The 17,553-nt window shown below is 47.9% G+C and carries 16 protein-coding genes; 9 read left to right on the top strand and 7 right to left on the bottom strand.

Annotated elements, in window-relative coordinates:
* Positions 1-15: 15 nt before the first annotated feature.
* The 4 genes from ABLW18_RS04340 to ABLW18_RS04325 form a co-directional block, all read right to left on the bottom strand.
* Positions 16-1,653: a hypothetical protein gene (locus ABLW18_RS04340; RefSeq protein WP_347823632.1), complete on the bottom strand. Its 1,638-nt coding sequence runs from the start codon at positions 1,651-1,653 to the stop codon at positions 16-18.
* A 14-nt stretch (positions 1,654-1,667) separates the two neighbouring features.
* The gene (locus tag ABLW18_RS04335) at positions 1,668-2,618 is read right to left on the bottom strand and encodes a membrane dipeptidase (RefSeq protein ID WP_347823631.1); all 951 of its coding nucleotides are present in this window, start codon (positions 2,616-2,618) and stop codon (positions 1,668-1,670) included.
* Positions 2,619-2,702: 84 nt separating this feature from the next.
* Positions 2,703-2,987 (bottom strand): hypothetical protein, encoded by a 285-nt coding sequence (locus ABLW18_RS04330; RefSeq protein ID WP_347823630.1) that lies wholly within the window; start codon positions 2,985-2,987, stop codon positions 2,703-2,705.
* 51 nt (positions 2,988-3,038) lie between these two features.
* Positions 3,039-3,251 (bottom strand): hypothetical protein, encoded by a 213-nt coding sequence (locus ABLW18_RS04325; protein WP_347823629.1) that lies wholly within the window; start codon positions 3,249-3,251, stop codon positions 3,039-3,041.
* 337 nt (positions 3,252-3,588) lie between these two features.
* On the opposite strand from ABLW18_RS04325, the gene ABLW18_RS04320 reads away from it, so the two are divergent.
* On the top strand, positions 3,589-4,899 hold the full coding sequence (locus ABLW18_RS04320; RefSeq protein ID WP_347823628.1) for a nucleobase:cation symporter-2 family protein: 1,311 nt from the start codon (positions 3,589-3,591) through the stop codon (positions 4,897-4,899).
* 76 nt (positions 4,900-4,975) lie between these two features.
* Here ABLW18_RS04320 and betC read toward each other — a convergent pair whose 3' ends face one another.
* Positions 4,976-6,481, bottom strand: a complete 1,506-nt coding sequence (gene betC, locus ABLW18_RS04315) for a choline-sulfatase (protein WP_347823627.1) — start codon at positions 6,479-6,481, stop codon at positions 4,976-4,978.
* 89 nt (positions 6,482-6,570) lie between these two features.
* Positions 6,571-7,278, bottom strand: a complete 708-nt coding sequence (locus ABLW18_RS04310; protein WP_347823626.1) for a DsbA family protein — start codon at positions 7,276-7,278, stop codon at positions 6,571-6,573.
* Between the two features lie 322 nt (positions 7,279-7,600).
* Between ABLW18_RS04310 and ABLW18_RS04305 the strand changes: the two genes are divergently transcribed.
* From ABLW18_RS04305 to pseC, 8 genes are read left to right on the top strand one after another with little or no spacing between them, the layout of a single operon-like run.
* Positions 7,601-8,653, top strand: coding sequence for an N-acetylneuraminate synthase family protein (locus ABLW18_RS04305; RefSeq protein WP_347823625.1), 1,053 nt, complete (start codon positions 7,601-7,603; stop codon positions 8,651-8,653).
* Positions 8,654-8,678: 25 nt separating this feature from the next.
* Positions 8,679-9,524 carry a GNAT family N-acetyltransferase gene (locus ABLW18_RS04300; RefSeq protein ID WP_347823624.1) on the top strand — a complete coding sequence of 282 codons (846 nt, stop codon included), beginning with the start codon at positions 8,679-8,681 and terminating at the stop codon, positions 9,522-9,524.
* Positions 9,521-10,198, top strand: coding sequence for a pseudaminic acid cytidylyltransferase (pseF, locus tag ABLW18_RS04295; protein ID WP_347823623.1), 678 nt, complete (start codon positions 9,521-9,523; stop codon positions 10,196-10,198). Before ABLW18_RS04300 ends, pseF begins: the two co-directional genes overlap by 4 nt.
* A 2-nt stretch (positions 10,199-10,200) precedes the next feature.
* A complete protein-coding gene (locus tag ABLW18_RS04290) occupies positions 10,201-11,520 on the top strand; it encodes a glycosyltransferase N-terminal domain-containing protein (protein WP_347823622.1) in 1,320 nt (439 codons plus the stop codon).
* Positions 11,513-12,610 carry a hypothetical protein gene (locus ABLW18_RS04285; RefSeq protein WP_347823621.1) on the top strand — a complete coding sequence of 366 codons (1,098 nt, stop codon included), beginning with the start codon at positions 11,513-11,515 and terminating at the stop codon, positions 12,608-12,610. The genes ABLW18_RS04290 and ABLW18_RS04285 overlap by 8 nt, the downstream gene beginning before the upstream one ends.
* A gap of 18 nt (positions 12,611-12,628) precedes the next feature.
* A complete protein-coding gene (pseB, locus tag ABLW18_RS04280) occupies positions 12,629-13,627 on the top strand; it encodes a UDP-N-acetylglucosamine 4,6-dehydratase (inverting) (protein ID WP_347823620.1) in 999 nt (332 codons plus the stop codon).
* Complete coding sequence (locus ABLW18_RS04275; RefSeq protein WP_347823619.1) at positions 13,627-15,108, top strand: hypothetical protein; 1,482 nt, start codon at positions 13,627-13,629, stop codon at positions 15,106-15,108. Before pseB ends, ABLW18_RS04275 begins: the two co-directional genes overlap by 1 nt.
* Positions 15,109-16,269, top strand: coding sequence for a UDP-4-amino-4,6-dideoxy-N-acetyl-beta-L-altrosamine transaminase (gene pseC, locus ABLW18_RS04270; protein WP_347823618.1), 1,161 nt, complete (start codon positions 15,109-15,111; stop codon positions 16,267-16,269).
* 707 nt (positions 16,270-16,976) lie between these two features.
* Here the strand turns inward: pseC and ABLW18_RS04265 are convergent.
* Positions 16,977-17,342: a heavy metal-binding domain-containing protein gene (locus tag ABLW18_RS04265; protein ID WP_347823617.1), complete on the bottom strand. Its 366-nt coding sequence runs from the start codon at positions 17,340-17,342 to the stop codon at positions 16,977-16,979.
* Positions 17,343-17,553: the final 211 nt, after the last annotated feature.

Below are 17,553 nucleotides of genomic sequence, written 5' to 3'. Positions count from 1 at the left end.
CATTGGACGAAGCAATCACGGCGCAGACACCGGAAGCCACCAATCGTCGCAAGCATGCCCATCGGCCAAATCTGCTGCCAGAGGCGCCCCTTGCGCCAATGTTATCCGCGTCCAGAGCTGTGATTTCGGGTCAAATTTACTGGCCCCAAAAAACGACAATTTACAGCGTAGCATATCAATTGGCGCCATATCTGCGTCCACAAGATTATCGCGAATTTCCGAGTATTGGTTTTGAGCCAAAGCCTGCACCCGCTGCACGGCATAGCGATGCTCAGGAAATTGAGTCAAAAACTGCCAAATTGGACCGCTATGACCCGATAAGTCCTTAGCGAGGGCGTGGATGCGCCTTGCGATATCAAGTGGGCTTTCCCGATCAGCGCCCGGCTCCGATTGACGCTGCCCGATGCGCGGCTCCAACTTAGTTTCAGATACGTACCAAAATTGCGCGCTGGCTTGTGGATCTGTGAAATCAATCTCGGTTGCAAATTCGCAATGGGCCTGCAAAAGCGCGCAGAGCTCTTCACAGCTCATCTGTACCTGCAAAACAGGGTCAAACGGATTGGCCATGCACTCGGTCAGCCCATCCACCAAATCGCTAAACGGCTCGATCAGCCAGCTGACGGTCAATTCTTGCAAATCGCAGCTGCCGGCGCGGCTGCGCTCCAAAATCGCATCAGCGGCGCCGTCCTGGCATAGCCCGAACTCTGTCAGCCCCTGCGTAAGGCAAGCCCATTCCTGCCGCAGCGTGACAATCCGCGCTTGATGCATCGGGTCTGGGATATTCCACTCAAGCAAGTGTTGCGCGGCCCGGCGCGCCAAGGTCATCAACCTCTGTGCCGCATCTGCATCGATCTGCGCGGCGCGGACCCGCGCCAAAGCGGTCTCACGGCACATCATCCAAGAGTGCAGCAAGAGCGGATGAGACACCAAAAACGGCGCCATGCCCAAGCCTGTTGAATTACCAATACCAAGTTGCCGTTTCACCCGCGCCGGAAGAGGCGCCCCCCCCATGTGCTCGATCAAATCGTGGGTGAACGTGCGAATTAGCCAAACTGTGAGCATTTCGGCCATAAAGGGCCCTTCAAGCCCCGGCCTCTGCGCGACGTCGCGCCGATCAGCAATGCCAAACTTGCCATTGCCATAAACTGCTGTGGTGCGCATCAAATAGCCGATCTGATGGATCATCCCCATCGGCAAAGCACTGCCAGCACGCAGGGCGCTGACAATTTGCTCAAACAAGCGGACAGATTTATTGGCACGCGACAGGCACAGATCTTTTTGTGTGAACCTGCCCGCCTCTTGCAGGGGAGCTTGGCTCGACAGACGGGCAATCTCCGCAGCATCCGGCACGCCATCGTATAGCACAAAGGCGGCATCCCATGCCTCAGCAATCACCCGGTCAGTGCGCATATCAGGGTCTAGCGGCTGAGTGATGGCAAAGAGCGAGTAGCGGTGCCGGCCCAGTGTCACCGTGTAAACTGCCGTGCCATAGCCATCGCCATCAATCTGCCAATGCGGTCGGCTTACCTGGCTGCCATCCGCAATCAGACGGCGGGTCAATGTGCGTAAAAAGGACAGGCGCGAGGGAAACATAGACCCCATACGGCTCAACCGCATCACCTCATCGGCTGGGCGCAAATCACTCTGATCCATCGCAAAATCTTTCATTATATTACAAAGGCCTCTTGCCAAAAATTCATCCAATTGTCCCCCATCAGGCCCGCGACGTCTACCTCTGTCATGCCCGCCGCCAGTAGCCCCGGCGCCAAGCCAGGGAAATCGCGGTTGTCGCCAAACCAACTTGGGCAAGCGGGAAAGACCGCGGGCGGTGCAGGATGCTTGCGCCAATGGCCATTCCGCATCCAATTCACCACGCTGTCGGGTTGATCTTGGCACAGATCTGACCCAATTCCAAACATTCCAGCCCCATATCGTTGCATCATTTCCTGCGCCATTTCTGCGAAGTCAGTCAAGCTACAGTCGCTGCCACCACGCAGGTGATGCGGGTAGAGTGAAAAGCCAACCATGCCGCTGCGCTCAGACAAGGCTTGCAGCAAATCATGGTGCAGATTTCGCGGCGCGGGATGCCATGCATCTGGATTAGCGTGGGTCACGGTGACGGGACGCAAAGAATAATCTACCACATCCATCGCGGTTTGGTGACCCGCATGTGACAAATCAATGACCATGCCCACCCGGTTCATTTCGTTGACCACTTCACGGCCAAAAGCGGTAAGGCCGCTGTCATTTGGCTCGAAACAACCAGCGCCAAGGAGGGATTGCTGATTATAGGTGATTTGGCAAAAGCGAATGCCCAATTGCGCGAGGATCTCAACCCGGCCAATATCCGCCCCAATCGCCAAAGGATTTTGTAGGCCGAACAAAATAGCAGTTTTCCCCGCAGCATTGGCCGCCCGGATCTCTTCGCAAGTCACTGCGCGAGCAATTACATCGCTGCAATCCTCGAACCAACGATTCCAAACTTGAAGGTTTTGCACCACCCCAAGAAAGTCTTCATGGTATCCAACAGTCACATGGACAGCCGACAGGCGCCCGGCCCGCATTTGCTCAAAAACAGCGCGGCTTGGGGAAATATATTGGAGGGCATCTATAAGCATGCGCTAAGGGTAATTTATCGCAGAAAATTGGCAAGGTCTTGTGCGACATCAACCTTTGCAATTGCGCCATCACCCCAAAAGGGATCACATGTAGCACCTAACCATGTCGCCAATGGCCGTGCAACGGCAACATCTCCTCTTGATCACCTTCCAAAATGCGCCCGCCGAAGGCCAATAGAATCCATCAATCTGACGCGCTGTCATTTTAGAGGCCTGAGCACCAAGTTGGGGCACCGCCCGATCCCCCGTCGCGTGCAGATAGGCCGAAAGGTTGCGCAATGGCAGGACAACATTTTCCAAAACTGGAACCGCGCCCTCTGGGTTGGGTTTGGCCACCAATTGCTGAACCCCACCGCGGGTGAGACGCACGATGACCTTCGGATGAGACGCGGCGCCCGAATCCGGTTCGAAATCTTCAAGTCACAAACCTGGCAGGTTATAGAGAAACCAATCGCGCCGGACCGGCCGCCGCTGGGCGGCACGCAACAGCTCCTGGCCCAATTGGGCAAGGTCCTCGCGCAGCCAATCGCCACGACCATTGGCTTCCAGCATCAAACTATGTCCCGGCGCTTGCAGCATCACCGAAAGCAGTCGCACCGCGCCAGAAGAGGCCAATTCACCTGAAAATGTCAAAAAGGAGGCATTCTGTTATAAACTGCTCATGGTATCGCCCCAAATTTAATAAAACCTCTTTGACCCGAAAAATCCTAACAATTGATTAAGGGCGTCCAGCGCACATATAGATTTGACCATTAAATTGCGCTGACCCGAGGATTCGCCACCAAGCATCCAAGGAATACTGTGATTTCACCAAAGTTGTTTTGACCTAAGGGAAAAAACATGGATAAACTGCCGCTATCGCGTTCTAAAGGTCCAGGGGCGCGGCCTGTCGTTCAATCAATGACACGGAAAATTAAAAATAAGGGTCAATAATTGGCAGGTGCCAATACTCATAACGAAGGGAAAAGAAATGTCTGATATCAACTATGGTGATCCAAACGCCACGCCTCCAATGGGGCAGGCTATCCCATTGGGATTGCAACACGTTCTAGCGATGTTTGCCTCAAACGTAACCCCATCTATCATCGTCGCCGGGGCCGCAGGTCTGGCCTTTGGTGGTGCAGAGCAGGTCTACCTCATCCAGATGGCCATGCTCTTTGCCGGTGTGGCAACTCTGTTTCAAACTGTTGGCATGGGCCCCATTGGCGCGCGTTTGCCAATCATGCAGGGCACCAGCTTTGCTTTTGTCGGTGTTTTAGCCGGTGTGGCCGCAACACAAGGCTTGAGCGTCGCCCTGACCGCCTGTTTAATTGCTGGTATCATACACTTCGCTCTGGGTAGTGTGATCCAGAAGCTACGCTTCATGTTCCCACCTCTTGTCACCGGTCTGGTGATCTTAGCGATTGGCCTCTACCTCATCCCCGTTGCGATTAAATACGCAGCAGGTGGCGCGGCAGATTTTCAAATGGCTGCTGAAAGCTTTGGATCTTTAAAACATTGGACTGTGGCCTTGACTGTCGTCGTCGTCTCATTGGCTTGTAAGTTCCTGACCAAAGGCCTAATTTCCAATGCAGCGGTTTTGATCGGCCTGATTGCCGGCTACATTGTCGCCATTCTCGCTGGTATGGTTAGCTTCGGCGGCGTTACAAAAGCCGTTTGGTTCCAAGTGCCGACTGTCATGCCCTATGGGTTCGAATTCAGCCTCGGCGCAGTGATCGGTGTCACATTGGTATCTGTGGTCTCAGCCATTGAAACTGTGGGTGATGCTTCAGCGACAACCAAAGCCGGCGCAGGCCGCGATGCAACCGATGATGAAATCGCCGGCGCGACCTATGCAGATGGTCTGGGCACAGCTGTCGCCGCCGTCTTTGGCGGCTTGCCAAATACATCCTTCAGCCAAAACGTTGGCATTGTGGGCATGACTGGCATTATGTCGCGTCATGTGGTGACAATTGCAGGAATTTTCTTGATCGTCTGCGGATTGATCCCAAAAATCGGGGCCGTCATCTCCTCCATGCCTCTGCCTGTTCTCGGCGGCGGCGTGATCGTGATGTTTGGAATGGTAGCTGCGGCCGGTATGAATATGTTGACCGAAGTGAAGATGTCGCGTCGCAACATGATCATTATCTCTGTGTCACTTGCTGTCGGTCTGGGGCTCAACTTGGTGCCAAGTGCTGTGCAATATTTGCCTGGCATCTGGAAAACTTTGGCAACCTCTGCCGTAGCGCCAACAGCTTTGCTGGCAGTGGTCTTAAACTTGATGCTGCCACAAGACGACTGATTAACAGCGTGAAACGCGACACCACAGCCCCTGCATCAAAAGATGCGGGGGTATTTTTATGGATCAATTTGAAGTGTCAGGTAACGGGCGGGAAGCGGAAGCGCTCAGCCACCACGGTCCAATCCATGTGGTTACGCACGAATTGCTGCGACGCCTCAGACGGCGGGTTGTAATCCCAATGCTCCGATGCTCCAGCCTGCATCGCCGCATTCAGCGCAAAACGATTTTTCTGAGTGGCCATCACCTTGTCGCGCAGTGCTGCACTGTCCCACCGCTGGGCAACCTCTTGTGCAAAGCCATCTGCTATAACCGCATAGGCTGGATGGTCGGCCAAGTTTTCAAGCTCCCAAGGGTCATTGGCCAGATCATACAGCTGCGCCGGATCACTGTCGCAATGAATATATTTCATATCGCCACGGCGGATCATAAACACGGGGTGACCGGTCATCTCAGCACAATATTCGCTAATGGCCTCCGAGATCTCATCATCCTCTCCCCGCGCCAAAGGCATCAACGAACGCCCATCCACAGGCATGCCAAACATATCTGCGCTTCCGCCTCCGATCTCGACCATAGTCGGCAACAGATCCACTAGAGAACATGCATTTGCGGTCTGCCCCTGTGCGACGCCAGGGCCGGCCATAATCAAGGGCACGCGCGCAGAGTGCTCAAAGAAGTTCATCTTATACCAAAGGCCTTTTTCACCCAACATATCGCCGTGATCTGCGGTGACGATGATGATGGTGTTGTCCAGCTGCCCCATCTCCTCAACTGTTTGAACCAGAGCGCCGATCTTGCTATCAAAATAACTGACATTGGCGTAATAGGCCCGGCGCGCACGCCGGACTTCTTCCGGCGTCAAAGGCTTGGAATAGGCCTCGATTCCCTCTAACACCCGTTGACCAAAGGCATCGGTTGCATATTCGGGATGACGCGGCAGATCAATTTCTTCATCGTCATAGAGATCCCACCACTCGGGCCGCGCGACATAAGGATCATGCGGATGAATGAAAGAGGCCACCATACACCAAGGCTTCGCCCCATCGCGGGCGTAATCAAATAGCTTGCGCTTGGCGGCAAATTCTACCTCGTCATCATAGTCAATCTGAAAACTGGCCATGGCTTGACCGCTTTCTTTCACGGTCTGCATGTTGTGATACCATTTATCAATCCGCTCATCAGCCTGCTGCCAATTGGGGGTCCAGGCAAAATCAGACGGGTAGATATCTGTGGTCACCCGGCTTTCAAAACCATGCATCTGATCTGGTCCAACAAAATGCATCTTTCCAGACAGGCATGTGCTGTAGCCAAGAGATTTGAGGTAATGGGCAAAGGTCGGGATGGAGGCGGCGAATTCAGATGCGTTGTCGTAGGCGCCAATCTTGCTAATCAATTGTCCCGCCATCAAGGAAAAGCGCGATGGAGCGCAAAGCGGACTGTTGCAATAGGCCGCATCAAATCGCATCCCGCGTGTGGCCAAAGCATCCAAATGTGGAGTTTTCACCACCTCGTGACCATAGGCACCGGTGAAATGTGGCGCCAGTTGATCGGCCATTATGACTAGAATATTCGGCGATGTCATTGCTGTGCTCCATCAAGTCAATTTTGTTTGATGTCGCGCAGTTTCAGCCTTGAAGCAATCCCAAAAACGGCACCGGTAGACCGCCGGTATTATGGATTTTTGCGTGCATCAGCAACCAACCGGGTGATTTCGTCAAAGCTCAACATGCCCGGCGCTGTTTTATCACCCACAATAAAGGCCGGCGTCCCAGTAAAGCCCAATTGTTGCGCCAAAGCATTGCTCAAAGCGATATGCGCTTCCACAGCCGGTCTCACCATATCCGCTTCAAGTTGGGCCACATCCATGCCCAAATCTCGCGCCACTTTGAAAATAAGAGCCTCCGTGACACGGCCTTCCCCATTCATCAAAGCCCAATGGAAGGCTTCATATTTGCCCTGCTCGCGTGCAGCCAAAGCAGCACGGGCCGCAATTACACTATCATCGCCCAAAATTGGCCATTCACGATAGATGACCCGTACATTTGCATCGGCCGCGAGGAGCGCCTGCACCGTCTGACCCGCACTCCGACAATAGGGACAATTATAGTCGAAAAACTCCACCACTGTAACATCGCCCTCGGGGTTGCCAATATTGGGGGCGTTGGGGTCGGATTCAAGCTGCAAACGCACAGTGTTGGCGCCAGATGCCGCCCGTTCCTTCTCACGCTGCTGCAAAATAGCGACCGCCTGCATGATAATTTCTGGATTTTCCAAAATCGCCTCAAGCGCCAGTTGTTTGATCTGGTCTTCCGTTACGTCCTGAGCTGTAACGTTCTGATAAAAAGTAAAAAATAAAATAATTGATAGAACCAAACGCATACTTTAATTCCTCCTTTTTTATACGGACTAGTTTGACAGAAGTCCGTCCAAAACACTAGCGATTAGTGATCCAGAACAATTAAAATCTGTTTATTGCGCGTTTTAGCCACCATCCATTCGTAATCGATGGTCTTTTTCCGCCAGCTAGTGCGATGACTTCGGGATTTATTAATAAAATGTGCCTACCGTAAAACATATGGTTTAGCGGGTATCGTATTGAAGATACGTAGAGGGCTTATCTATAATCCGATTGCCAAACACTCGTCTAAGAATTAAACGTGCCACAGCGTATCCCACGCTACCTATTCATTGGACCAATGATATGCGACTACAAACTTTGACAATTGAAAATCGAACAATTGGTCCACAAGAACGGCCATTACTTATAGCTGAAATCAGTGCAAACCATGACCGCGATCTGGATCAGGCCTTGGCTTTAGTCGACATTGCGGCAGATGCGGGCTGGGACTGTTTAAAATTACAAACTTATACTGCTGATACTTTAACCATGCGATCAAGTCATCATACCATGAAAATTGATCCAATTTGGGGCAGTCCTACCCTTTATGACCTTTATAAAGCTGCCGGAATGCCTATGGAATTTCATCAGCCATTGTTTGAACGTGCCCGTGAACGCGGTCTGATTCCGTTCACTTCGATTTACGATCCACGTGATTTAGATTTTATCGAAACACTAGATTGTCCAATGTATAAGATAGCCAGTTTCGAAATGACATTTGATGATCTTCTGGCCACGACTGCGCAAACTGGTAAACCTATTATTCTCTCAACTGGAATGGCGACGTTACCAGAAATTAACCACGCTCTCGAGGTGTTAGATAAAAATAATGCAGCAACGATTATCTTATTGCATTGCTGCTCATCATATCCAGCACCACTCGACAGCATTAATTTAAGTGCGATGGCAGAAATCGGAAATCAGTTCAATAGATTGGTAGGTTTTTCGGATCATACAATTGGATCTATTGCTCCTTTGACTGCAGCTGCTATGGGAGCCGTTGCTATTGAAAAGCATTACACTAATGACCCTACCCGTGCAGGGCCTGATCACCGCTTTTCAGCCACTCCACCAATTATGAGGGATATAGCAAACGGTGTAAGTGACATCATGACACTTCGTGGATCGCCAATCAAACAAACGACGAAGGCTGAAATGGTAAATAAATCTATTGGCAGACGTTCTGCATTTGCAACAGCAGACATTCAAAAAGGGCAAAAAATCACGTCAGATCTATTTCGTTTTATTCGTCCCAACGCAGGGATACCGGCGAGTGATCCAACCGCACTAAACGAAAAGCACGCATTGCATTACATCCCCAAGGGCACACCCATCCGATACGACGATATCAGTTAATATGCGTGGGATAATTACAATACGATTGGCAAAACTAAGTGACGCTAAGAGCTTATTTTCTTGGAGAAATGATCCCCATGTCCGGGCAGCTTCGGAACGAACGAAGCCACTAATTTGGGAGGATCACATTAGTTGGTTAACTCACACATTGCAAAGTACCACCGAGCATGTATTTATTGGAGAACACGAAGGGCTTCCAATCGGCGTCGTGCGCTTCAATGTTGAAAGTGATCATGCCGTGGTATCACTTGCTGTTGCCCCTGCTGCGCAAGGGAAAGGTTTCGGTAAATCTTTGTTAACTTTAGGTATAGCTCAAATAGGGTCTATGCCCATTCGTGCGCGCATTCGCAGTGATAATGTAGCAAGCCGCGCTTGTTTTGCAGCTTGCGGTTTTGTGGAAACCGGCCAGGATAAAGATTTTTTTTGTTACAATTATTTTCGTTTGACATTTGAAAGCATCGTTCCGAAGGACGATCATATAAGCGCACTTTATGAAGCCCTTAAATTGCGCAGACATACAATTAGCCACATCAACTTACCCACCTTGGAAGATCATCAGGAGTTTATTAAAACACACCCTTACAGAAGCTGGAATTTTGTTTTCGTAGCAACTGAGTGTGTTGGTAATTTTTATTTGCAAAACGATAATTCGATCGGTGTACATTTACTCCCAGGTTTTGACCATATACTGCCTGTTTTGCTTAAACAAATTTTGTATGAATATAATCCCTTGCCCGAGATTAAATCTATGCGTAACGCAAATTTTGTTTTGCATGTGCCTGTCGGAGATCATACTCGGCAGGCTCAAATGAATGCCAATGGACATACGCCTTTGCAAATCACTTACACTCTTCAAAAGGAGCAAATATGAGTATTTGTATTATCCCCGCACGCGGTGGATCAAAGCGTATCCCACGCAAAAACGTTAAACTCTTTTGCGGAAAGCCAATTATCGAATGGACCGTAGCTGCTGCGCAATCTGTTGGCATATTTGAACGTATAATTGTATCGACGGATGATGTTGAAATCACGGAGACTGTAATCCCGATGGGTGTTGAGGCGCCGTTCCAAAGGCCCCAGCACCTGTCAGATGATTTTGCAACAACCATTGATGTAATGGCGCATGCAGTCAACACTTTGGGTTTGGATAATGATTGCGCCGTATGTTGCCTCTATGCCACCGCCCCATTTTTACAGCCAGAAAAAGTGGCTATTGGTCCAGACAAGTTAAATCATGCAGACTTTGCGATGTCGGTGACAAGTTATGCCTTTCCTATCCAACGGGCTTTGCGTGCTAAGTCGTTGGATCAGATAGAGATGATAAATCCGGAGCAGTTCTCAACGCGCAGTCAAGATTTAGAGGAGTGTTTTCATGATGCGGGTCAATTCTATTGGGCAAAGGCTAGCGCATGGTCAGCTGGGAAATCTATTTTCGAAGGCAAAGTAGCAGGTATACCGCTTCCACGGTCACGGGTGCAGGACATCGATACGCCCGAAGATTGGGAGCTTGCTGAGGCAATGTTTCGCTCACTAGGTTTAGGCTAACTATGCGGACCCATTCCAAACGCCGTGAACTCCCGATCACAACACGGATTGCCTATTTCATATATCAAATAGCCTATCATTTAGCACTGCCTCTATCAGGTCTTTTTGCTTTATGGCGCGCGCGAAAAGAACCAGGGCATCTGTATCACATGAGTCATCGTTGGGGACTAGGGCCCGTTGGTGTTAAGGGCGGGGTATGGATTTATGCAGCATCGCTAGGAGAAATGAACGCTGCACGTCCTTTAGTGCAGGAGTTTCTAAACGATGGACATCATGTCCTCCTAACACACCTGTCACCAGCGGGGTTTGATCGAGGCGTGCAGCAGTTTGGGAATGACCCGCGGGTAACCCACCTTTACGCTCCATTCGATTGTTTCTGGACAGTGCAGTTGTTTTTACGACGCGCTAAGCCAGCCTTTGGTATTGTTTTGGAAATTGAAATTTGGCCAGCAATGCTGATCGAAGCGGACAGATTGTCCATTCCAATGTTCATGGCGAATGGCAATCTTTTAATGAATCGCATGAAACGTTTGCAAACCTGGCGGCGACACGGACTATATCTGTACCGTCTATTCGATCATATATTTACACGATCGCAAGATTATGTAGAGCGCTATATTGCTACCGGGGTGCGTCCTGAGGCCGTTTCTACTACCGGCGAATTACGCTTTGATACGCAACCGGATTCAGCTCTTCTGGATTATGGTCGCGATCTACGTCGCACTTGGAATGCAAACTTTACTTTCATGATTGCGTCTTCCGTAAAAAGTGAAGAAGCTATTTTACTAAAAATTGTCACAGATTTTCTTCAAGCAGCACCGCAAGCACGTGTAATATGGGTGCCGCGCAGCCCACAGCGATTTGACGCTATTGCCAAATTATTGAAATTTTGTGAAATTCCCTGCACGCGCCGCAGCCAACTAATCGATAGTCTAAATTCTGAAAGTAAGGTACTCATAGGGGACACACTTGGTGAAATTGACTTGTACCTGGGACTTGCGGATGTGGTTTTTGTGGGTGCAAGTTTTACCGATATGGGCGGACATAACATTATTGAGCCTTTGTCTGCTGGATGCCCAGTTATTATGGGGCCCTCTACCTATGGAGTCGACTTTGTTGCAAGGCCTGCACAACAAGCAGGGGTGTTTGAAACCTTTAAAACTCCACACGCCATGTACACTCACCTTCTGGCTTTAAACAAAGATCTGCCAAGCGTTCAGATGAAGCAAAAAAAGGCTAAAGCATTTGCGTCACTAAATAGTAATACGGCTAAGCTCATCGTCAAAAATATCAATAAGCGGAATAATCATACTAATGGTTGATGATAGAAAAAAAATACTTCTGATCGTGCCACACATGCCAGCGTTTGATTCATGCGTGCCTTTAATTATCCGCCTTCATAAACGAGGCAAGGTTGATGTGAAAATTATCATCAACCACAGACTTATAAAAATTGACTCAAGAATTAAACAAATACTAGAAGCATCGGGAGTTTCTTATGTGGTCAAATCTTTCCTCCAGATAGAGATTTTTAGCTGGCTACAAATTGCACGTTCAGATTTTATATTAACCCATTCCGACCCAATTGCTTACGGCGGCAAGTTTCGTCCTAGAGATACATTCATAAAAAGGTTGAAAAAAAATGTTATTTTTATTCAACATGGCATGGTGCAGCAGGGTCTCCAAACAAAGGGAGAATTGCGCGATGTTTGGGATTATTATTCACAAACTCTCCTAATATGGGCAGACTTACCAAATACAGCGACAGATTTTCTTGCCCCAGATGTGGCAGATCGATTGCATGTGACCGGCATTACAAAAACCAATTTACTTGGCACTTGGCCAAACCAGGATAAACTTGCCGCAGAGCTGTCAAAATTTTCTCGCCGAGTTTTAATATGTCATAATTTTGGCTTTGAGGCGGAACGTTACTCGGATCACATGTTTGAAAAGGCTTTGAGGGTTTGGACAGCAGCCGCGCAATCACGCCCCGATATTGCTTTCATACTGCGAAGTCACCGTGGGAAACGGCGCAACAATATTGAACAAAAAATTGCCAAGGTGTGCATCGATTGTCCGAACATAATTCGATCAGAGCGTCACTATGGCATTATGGCTATGGCAACAATTAACGATGTTATCGCATTAGCGGATTGCGTGATCTCTCATCCTTCTACCACTATTTTGGATGCAGTTTATGAAGGCAAGCCTGTAGCTGTAATGAATAGCTTTCAGCCTATGTTTGAATGTCTTCCCAATGTTGATAACCTGGACGACTTTACCAAATTCATTGAGGATGACACCGCACGCGAGCAAAACAAAACTTTGCGAAAAATTTATGGCAATGTGTCAGATAACCTCGACAAAGCTGCAAAGATCGTAGAACAACAGATGAATAAAACAAGAATTTAAGTGTGAGAGGATAGCGCCATGTTCGAAAATTCAAACATCGTGGTGACTGGTGGCACTGGATCTTTTGGCCATGCTTTCGTGCCTAAAACACTCGAAAAATACAACCCTAGAAAGATCATCATCTTTAGTCGTGATGAAATGAAACAGTGGGAAATGGCCAAACTCTATGGCGGCGATCCACGCGTACGTTTTTTCATTGGTGATGTTCGAGATCGCGAGCGGCTGTACCGCGCCTTTCACGGTGTTGATTATGTGGTGCATGCAGCGGCTACCAAAATTGTACCCACTGCCGAATACAATCCGTTTGAGTGTGTGAAAACTAATATTAACGGAGCAATGAACGTTATTGATGCAGCGATAGATTGCGGTGTAAAGCGGGTTGTTGCGCTTTCTACTGACAAAGCATCGTCACCAATAAACTTGTATGGCGCAACAAAATTGGCTTCTGATAAATTGTTCGTGGCCTCAAACTCATATGGCGGTGAACACGGCACGCGCTTTGCGGTAGTCAGATACGGTAACGTGATGGGATCGCGCGGTTCCGTCATCCCATTCTTTATTTCAATCAAAGATAAGGGTGAATTTCCAATCACCGATGCACGCATGACTAGATTCATGATTTCCCTGGACGAAGGGGTTAAGCTGGTATGGCAAGCATTTGCAGATATGGAAGGTGGAGAAATTTATGTGAAAAAAATCCCATCCATGAAAATTACAGATATTGCGACATCAATTTCGCAAACCACGGTCCAAAAAATTGTTGGTATCCGACCAGGGGAAAAATTACATGAGCAGATGATTGGCGAGGAAGACGCTCCGCACACCTACGAATACCCTGAACACTTTAAAATTCTACCTGCGATCAACAATTGGTCGTCAAGTGCGGATCGCATCAAAGATGGCATTAAAGTACCTGACGGATTTACTTATTCATCTGATAATAACCCAGAATGGATGCAGCGCGAAGAATTAGAAGCTTGGATTGCTTGCAACGAGTCCAAAATTGGATCTATCTAATGCGTATCATTTGGTGTCCGACGGGTCGCGATCTTTGGTTTGATTTGGCCGTCAAAATGCAGAGCGAAAGCCTTGCCGAAATTGTAATGTGGTTAGGAGATGATCGGCACGAAAAAAAGGCTATAACGCAATTTCCAGGCGCCAAAGTATTATCACTGGATGCTACACGTTGGCAAAATCAGACAGTGCCCCAGACTTCATCAGCGCAATGTCGTAAGTCGCAATTGTGGCTGGCCAATGACTGGTATCCGATACGCGATATCGCAACAAAACTTATAGACCGTGATGACAAAGAAGGGCGGCTTAGTCCACTAGAACGCGAGGCTTATCTACACGAACTGATATTTTGGGCAGTGAGTGAAATAGAAAACCTAAGACCTGAAGCCATTGTATTGGCTGAAGCCGCACACTCAACGCAACAGTATGTCTTGCAGGCAGTCGCGCGCGTGATGGGCGTCAAAGTATTACACTTCGTGTCCTGGCCAATTTTACCCGGGTTAGAATTGCGAACATCGGGTGAAGGACCACGTGAGTTCGCTGACCAGGTTGCGGGTGAAAGGACATCATTTTTGGTTTCTGCTTTTGCAGAAGTAGATGCGTATATAAAGAAGTTTAAGGATGGCGACTATGGTTTTGAGCCCAGATATATGAAGCTCCAATCTGATGCAGCTCATGCAGGCGAGGGTAGGCTGTTATCATCTCTAATACGTAAATTTTTTTCAACATTGCGTTTGCTATCTGGTAAACATCGAAAATGGGCAACCGCCCGTAAAGCTCTAATTCATGCCCAATCAGTGATAGGACAGTCGAAGACTGTTGGAGCTAAGCCGTACGTTTATTTTCCGCTGCATTATGAACCCGAGCGAACAACAACACCAGACGGTGCTATGTACCGTGACCAACTGCAGGCGCTAGCCCTACTGCGTTCAATTGTGCCAGATGAGGTGGAGATCATTGTTAAAGAACATCCTTCAACCCATAACCAGAGAATGCTGGGGCACTTGGGACGCCACCCGCGCCATTACAAAGCACTCACTCGAATTGCAGGTTTATGCCTTTTGCCACATACTACTCCTTCAAACCAGCTACTGTCCGGCTGTGTTGCAGTGGCAACAATCACTGGTACTGCAGCGTTAGAGGGCGCTATATTGGGCAAACCGGCGCTCTACTTTGGCAATCCATGGTATCAAGATTGTCCCAATACACTTCGGTATGATCAAAAACTGACATGGAAAGACATTTTGCAATCTTCGAGTTCGAGCTTGGAACATATTCGTGAGTGGTTAGTTGCAACACTGACCTCGCATGTGGTTCCCGGCACAATAAATCCAAGTAACGAAAGTTATTTCTCTAATTGGTATACCAACGACACATTTAGAACTGAGGAATTTGATTGCATATTCAATATCTTAAAAAAAGCATTGCTACAACAAGTCATAGAAAATAATCAGAAACAATCACTAAAAGTGAACGGAAAGTAAGTGACAAACGACCCTTATATACCCTACGGACGGCAAGACATATGCCAAGATGACATCGATGCAGTAGTATCTGTATTGCGTTCTGATTTTTTAACTCAGGGGCCGCAAGTTCCAGCTTTTGAAGCCGCCGTAGCTGCACACACGGGCGCTGCTTATGCCGTTGCAGTAAATTCTGCGACATCCGCTCTCCATATTGCCTGCTTGGCTTTAGGCGTTGGGACTGGGGATGTCGTTTGGACAGTTCCAACAACCTTTGTAGCCTCAGCAAATTGTGCGCTTTATTGTGGCGCATCAGTGGATTTTGTTGATATTGATCCAACACGCTACACAATGTGTCCAAAAGCATTGCAAGCAAAGTTAGAAACTGCGTCCCAGTTACCAAAGGCTATAATACCCGTACACCTCTGTGGCCAATCGGCAGATATGAAAGCTATCTCTGAGATCGCGCGCAACTACGGTATTTCTATCATTGAGGATGCTAGCCATGCGATTGGCGCAACATATGAAGGTGAACCTGTAGGGGATTGCCGCTACAGCGAGATCACTGTTTTTTCATTCCACCCCGTAAAAATAATAACTACAGCTGAAGGTGGTCTGGCAACGACACAAAATCAAAAAATCGCTGAAGCTATGGATTTGGCTAGAAGTCATGGTATCACACGTGATCCCACACTCTACGAAAACCCAAATCTGGGATCGTGGTATTATGAACAGATCAGATTGGGCTTTAATTACCGCATGACTGAATTGCAGGCTGCGCTTGGCCTGACGCAAATGCAGCGACTTACAAAAATTGTAGACCGCCGCACCGCGATTGCTGCTCGCTATGACCAAATACTAGCCAATTTTCCAGTGCAACGGCCAATACAAGCTCCATCCACAGGCTCCAGCTGGCATCTCTACGTAATACAAGTCCCTCAAAATTATCATTCGCAGATATTTGATGACCTAAAAACAGCTGGTATTGGTGTGAATTTGCATTACATCCCGATCCACACACACCCGTATTACCGCAGCATGGGATTCAAATTGGGACAATTTCCAAATGCAGAGTCATATTACAGAAAAAGTATATCAATCCCATTATATTTTGGCCTGGAGGAGAAAGACCAAGATCGAGTCTGTGCTACTCTAGAGCAATCCTTATTAAGAATTACGTAGTGAACAAACATGATTTTACGCACAATATCACAAGTTGTTTTATTCCCAGGTTTGATGTGTTCAATAGGCCCACCAACCACTTTCCTATTAAAATAGGCATTGACGCATACCAACTTATAGATGGCCTCTATAAAGTTATATGAATGCCCCCAAAGTCAATAGAAAGCGTGGCTACGCTAACAGTGTAACACTTTGGTTTAAATTATGTAACTCATAACTTTAACTGTACTGTAGTCGTTAAAATAATGAAAGTGGATGCCTAACTTCAGCCATTCTTATTGAAAAATTTTCCAAGAGACTGGCTGTGCGTTTGAAATGTGTACCACTCACCGTCCACCAGATCGGTAAGAGGTGGTCCTTGTTCTTCGATCACTTTGCAGGCTGCGAAGTCAAGCCCGTTGTAAGCAAGTCCTCCCATGTGTGATAAAGGCCGGCTATAAAGCCTCCAGGACGTCAGCGGCGCTCATTTATGCGCCACATGAACAGCGAGAGTGCCTAACGGGTATATTCATCTACCACGGTCAGCATTTTATAAGGCCGGTTATTACTCAACTTGTCGTGTCGGAAATCGATGGCACACATATGATTAGGCCCATTGGGGCGCATACCTAATGCGTAATAGGGTCTGATCCGATTGCATTGCTTGAGCTAAATTTAATCTGACGTTACCCTTATAATGTCGTATCTAATAAAAAAATAGGCGCGTTTCAAATCTTAATTCCTGTGCCCACCAACGAAACAATTAATCCATTTTTTTTGAAATCACCAAGAACTATATAGTCCACACTAAGGCCAATGATAGCATTGGCGTCCAACCTAATTGCCTTAGCCTTAAGCTCGAGCATGGCCATTTCGATTGCATGTTGAAGAAAATCAGATTTTTGTTCCGGCTTTTTACGCAAAAAATTCCATACACGTTTTGTGACTGGAGTTCTTTTGAATTCATAGTGAAAATCAGTTGTTATTACCCCGCAGCGCGCCTTTATCCTTATGTTTGTGGTGTTTTCCGTTGTAACCAACATGTCCTGAAACTTATTGAACACATTTTCAGTAGATCGTTGAGTTGTGGACATGCCCGGATCTTTGGAGGTTATTATTTTAGTTTGCACTCGTTGTTTCACATGGCAAGTAATGCATAACCCATTGTACTGAGAAGCAGCCTGACTTTCAGCATAACCCATCGAAATAGAGCACTCACGACACTTTGCCAAATTCTTTATCCTCTCCAGAGCATTTAAGGATGTAGACTTTAATAGACAATATTCATGTGTTTAACAAAAGATT

This window comes from uncultured Planktomarina sp. (assembly GCA_943788425.1).
Lineage (GTDB): Bacteria > Pseudomonadota > Alphaproteobacteria > Rhodobacterales > Rhodobacteraceae > Planktomarina.
This window is presented reverse-complemented; position numbering and strand designations above follow the sequence as displayed.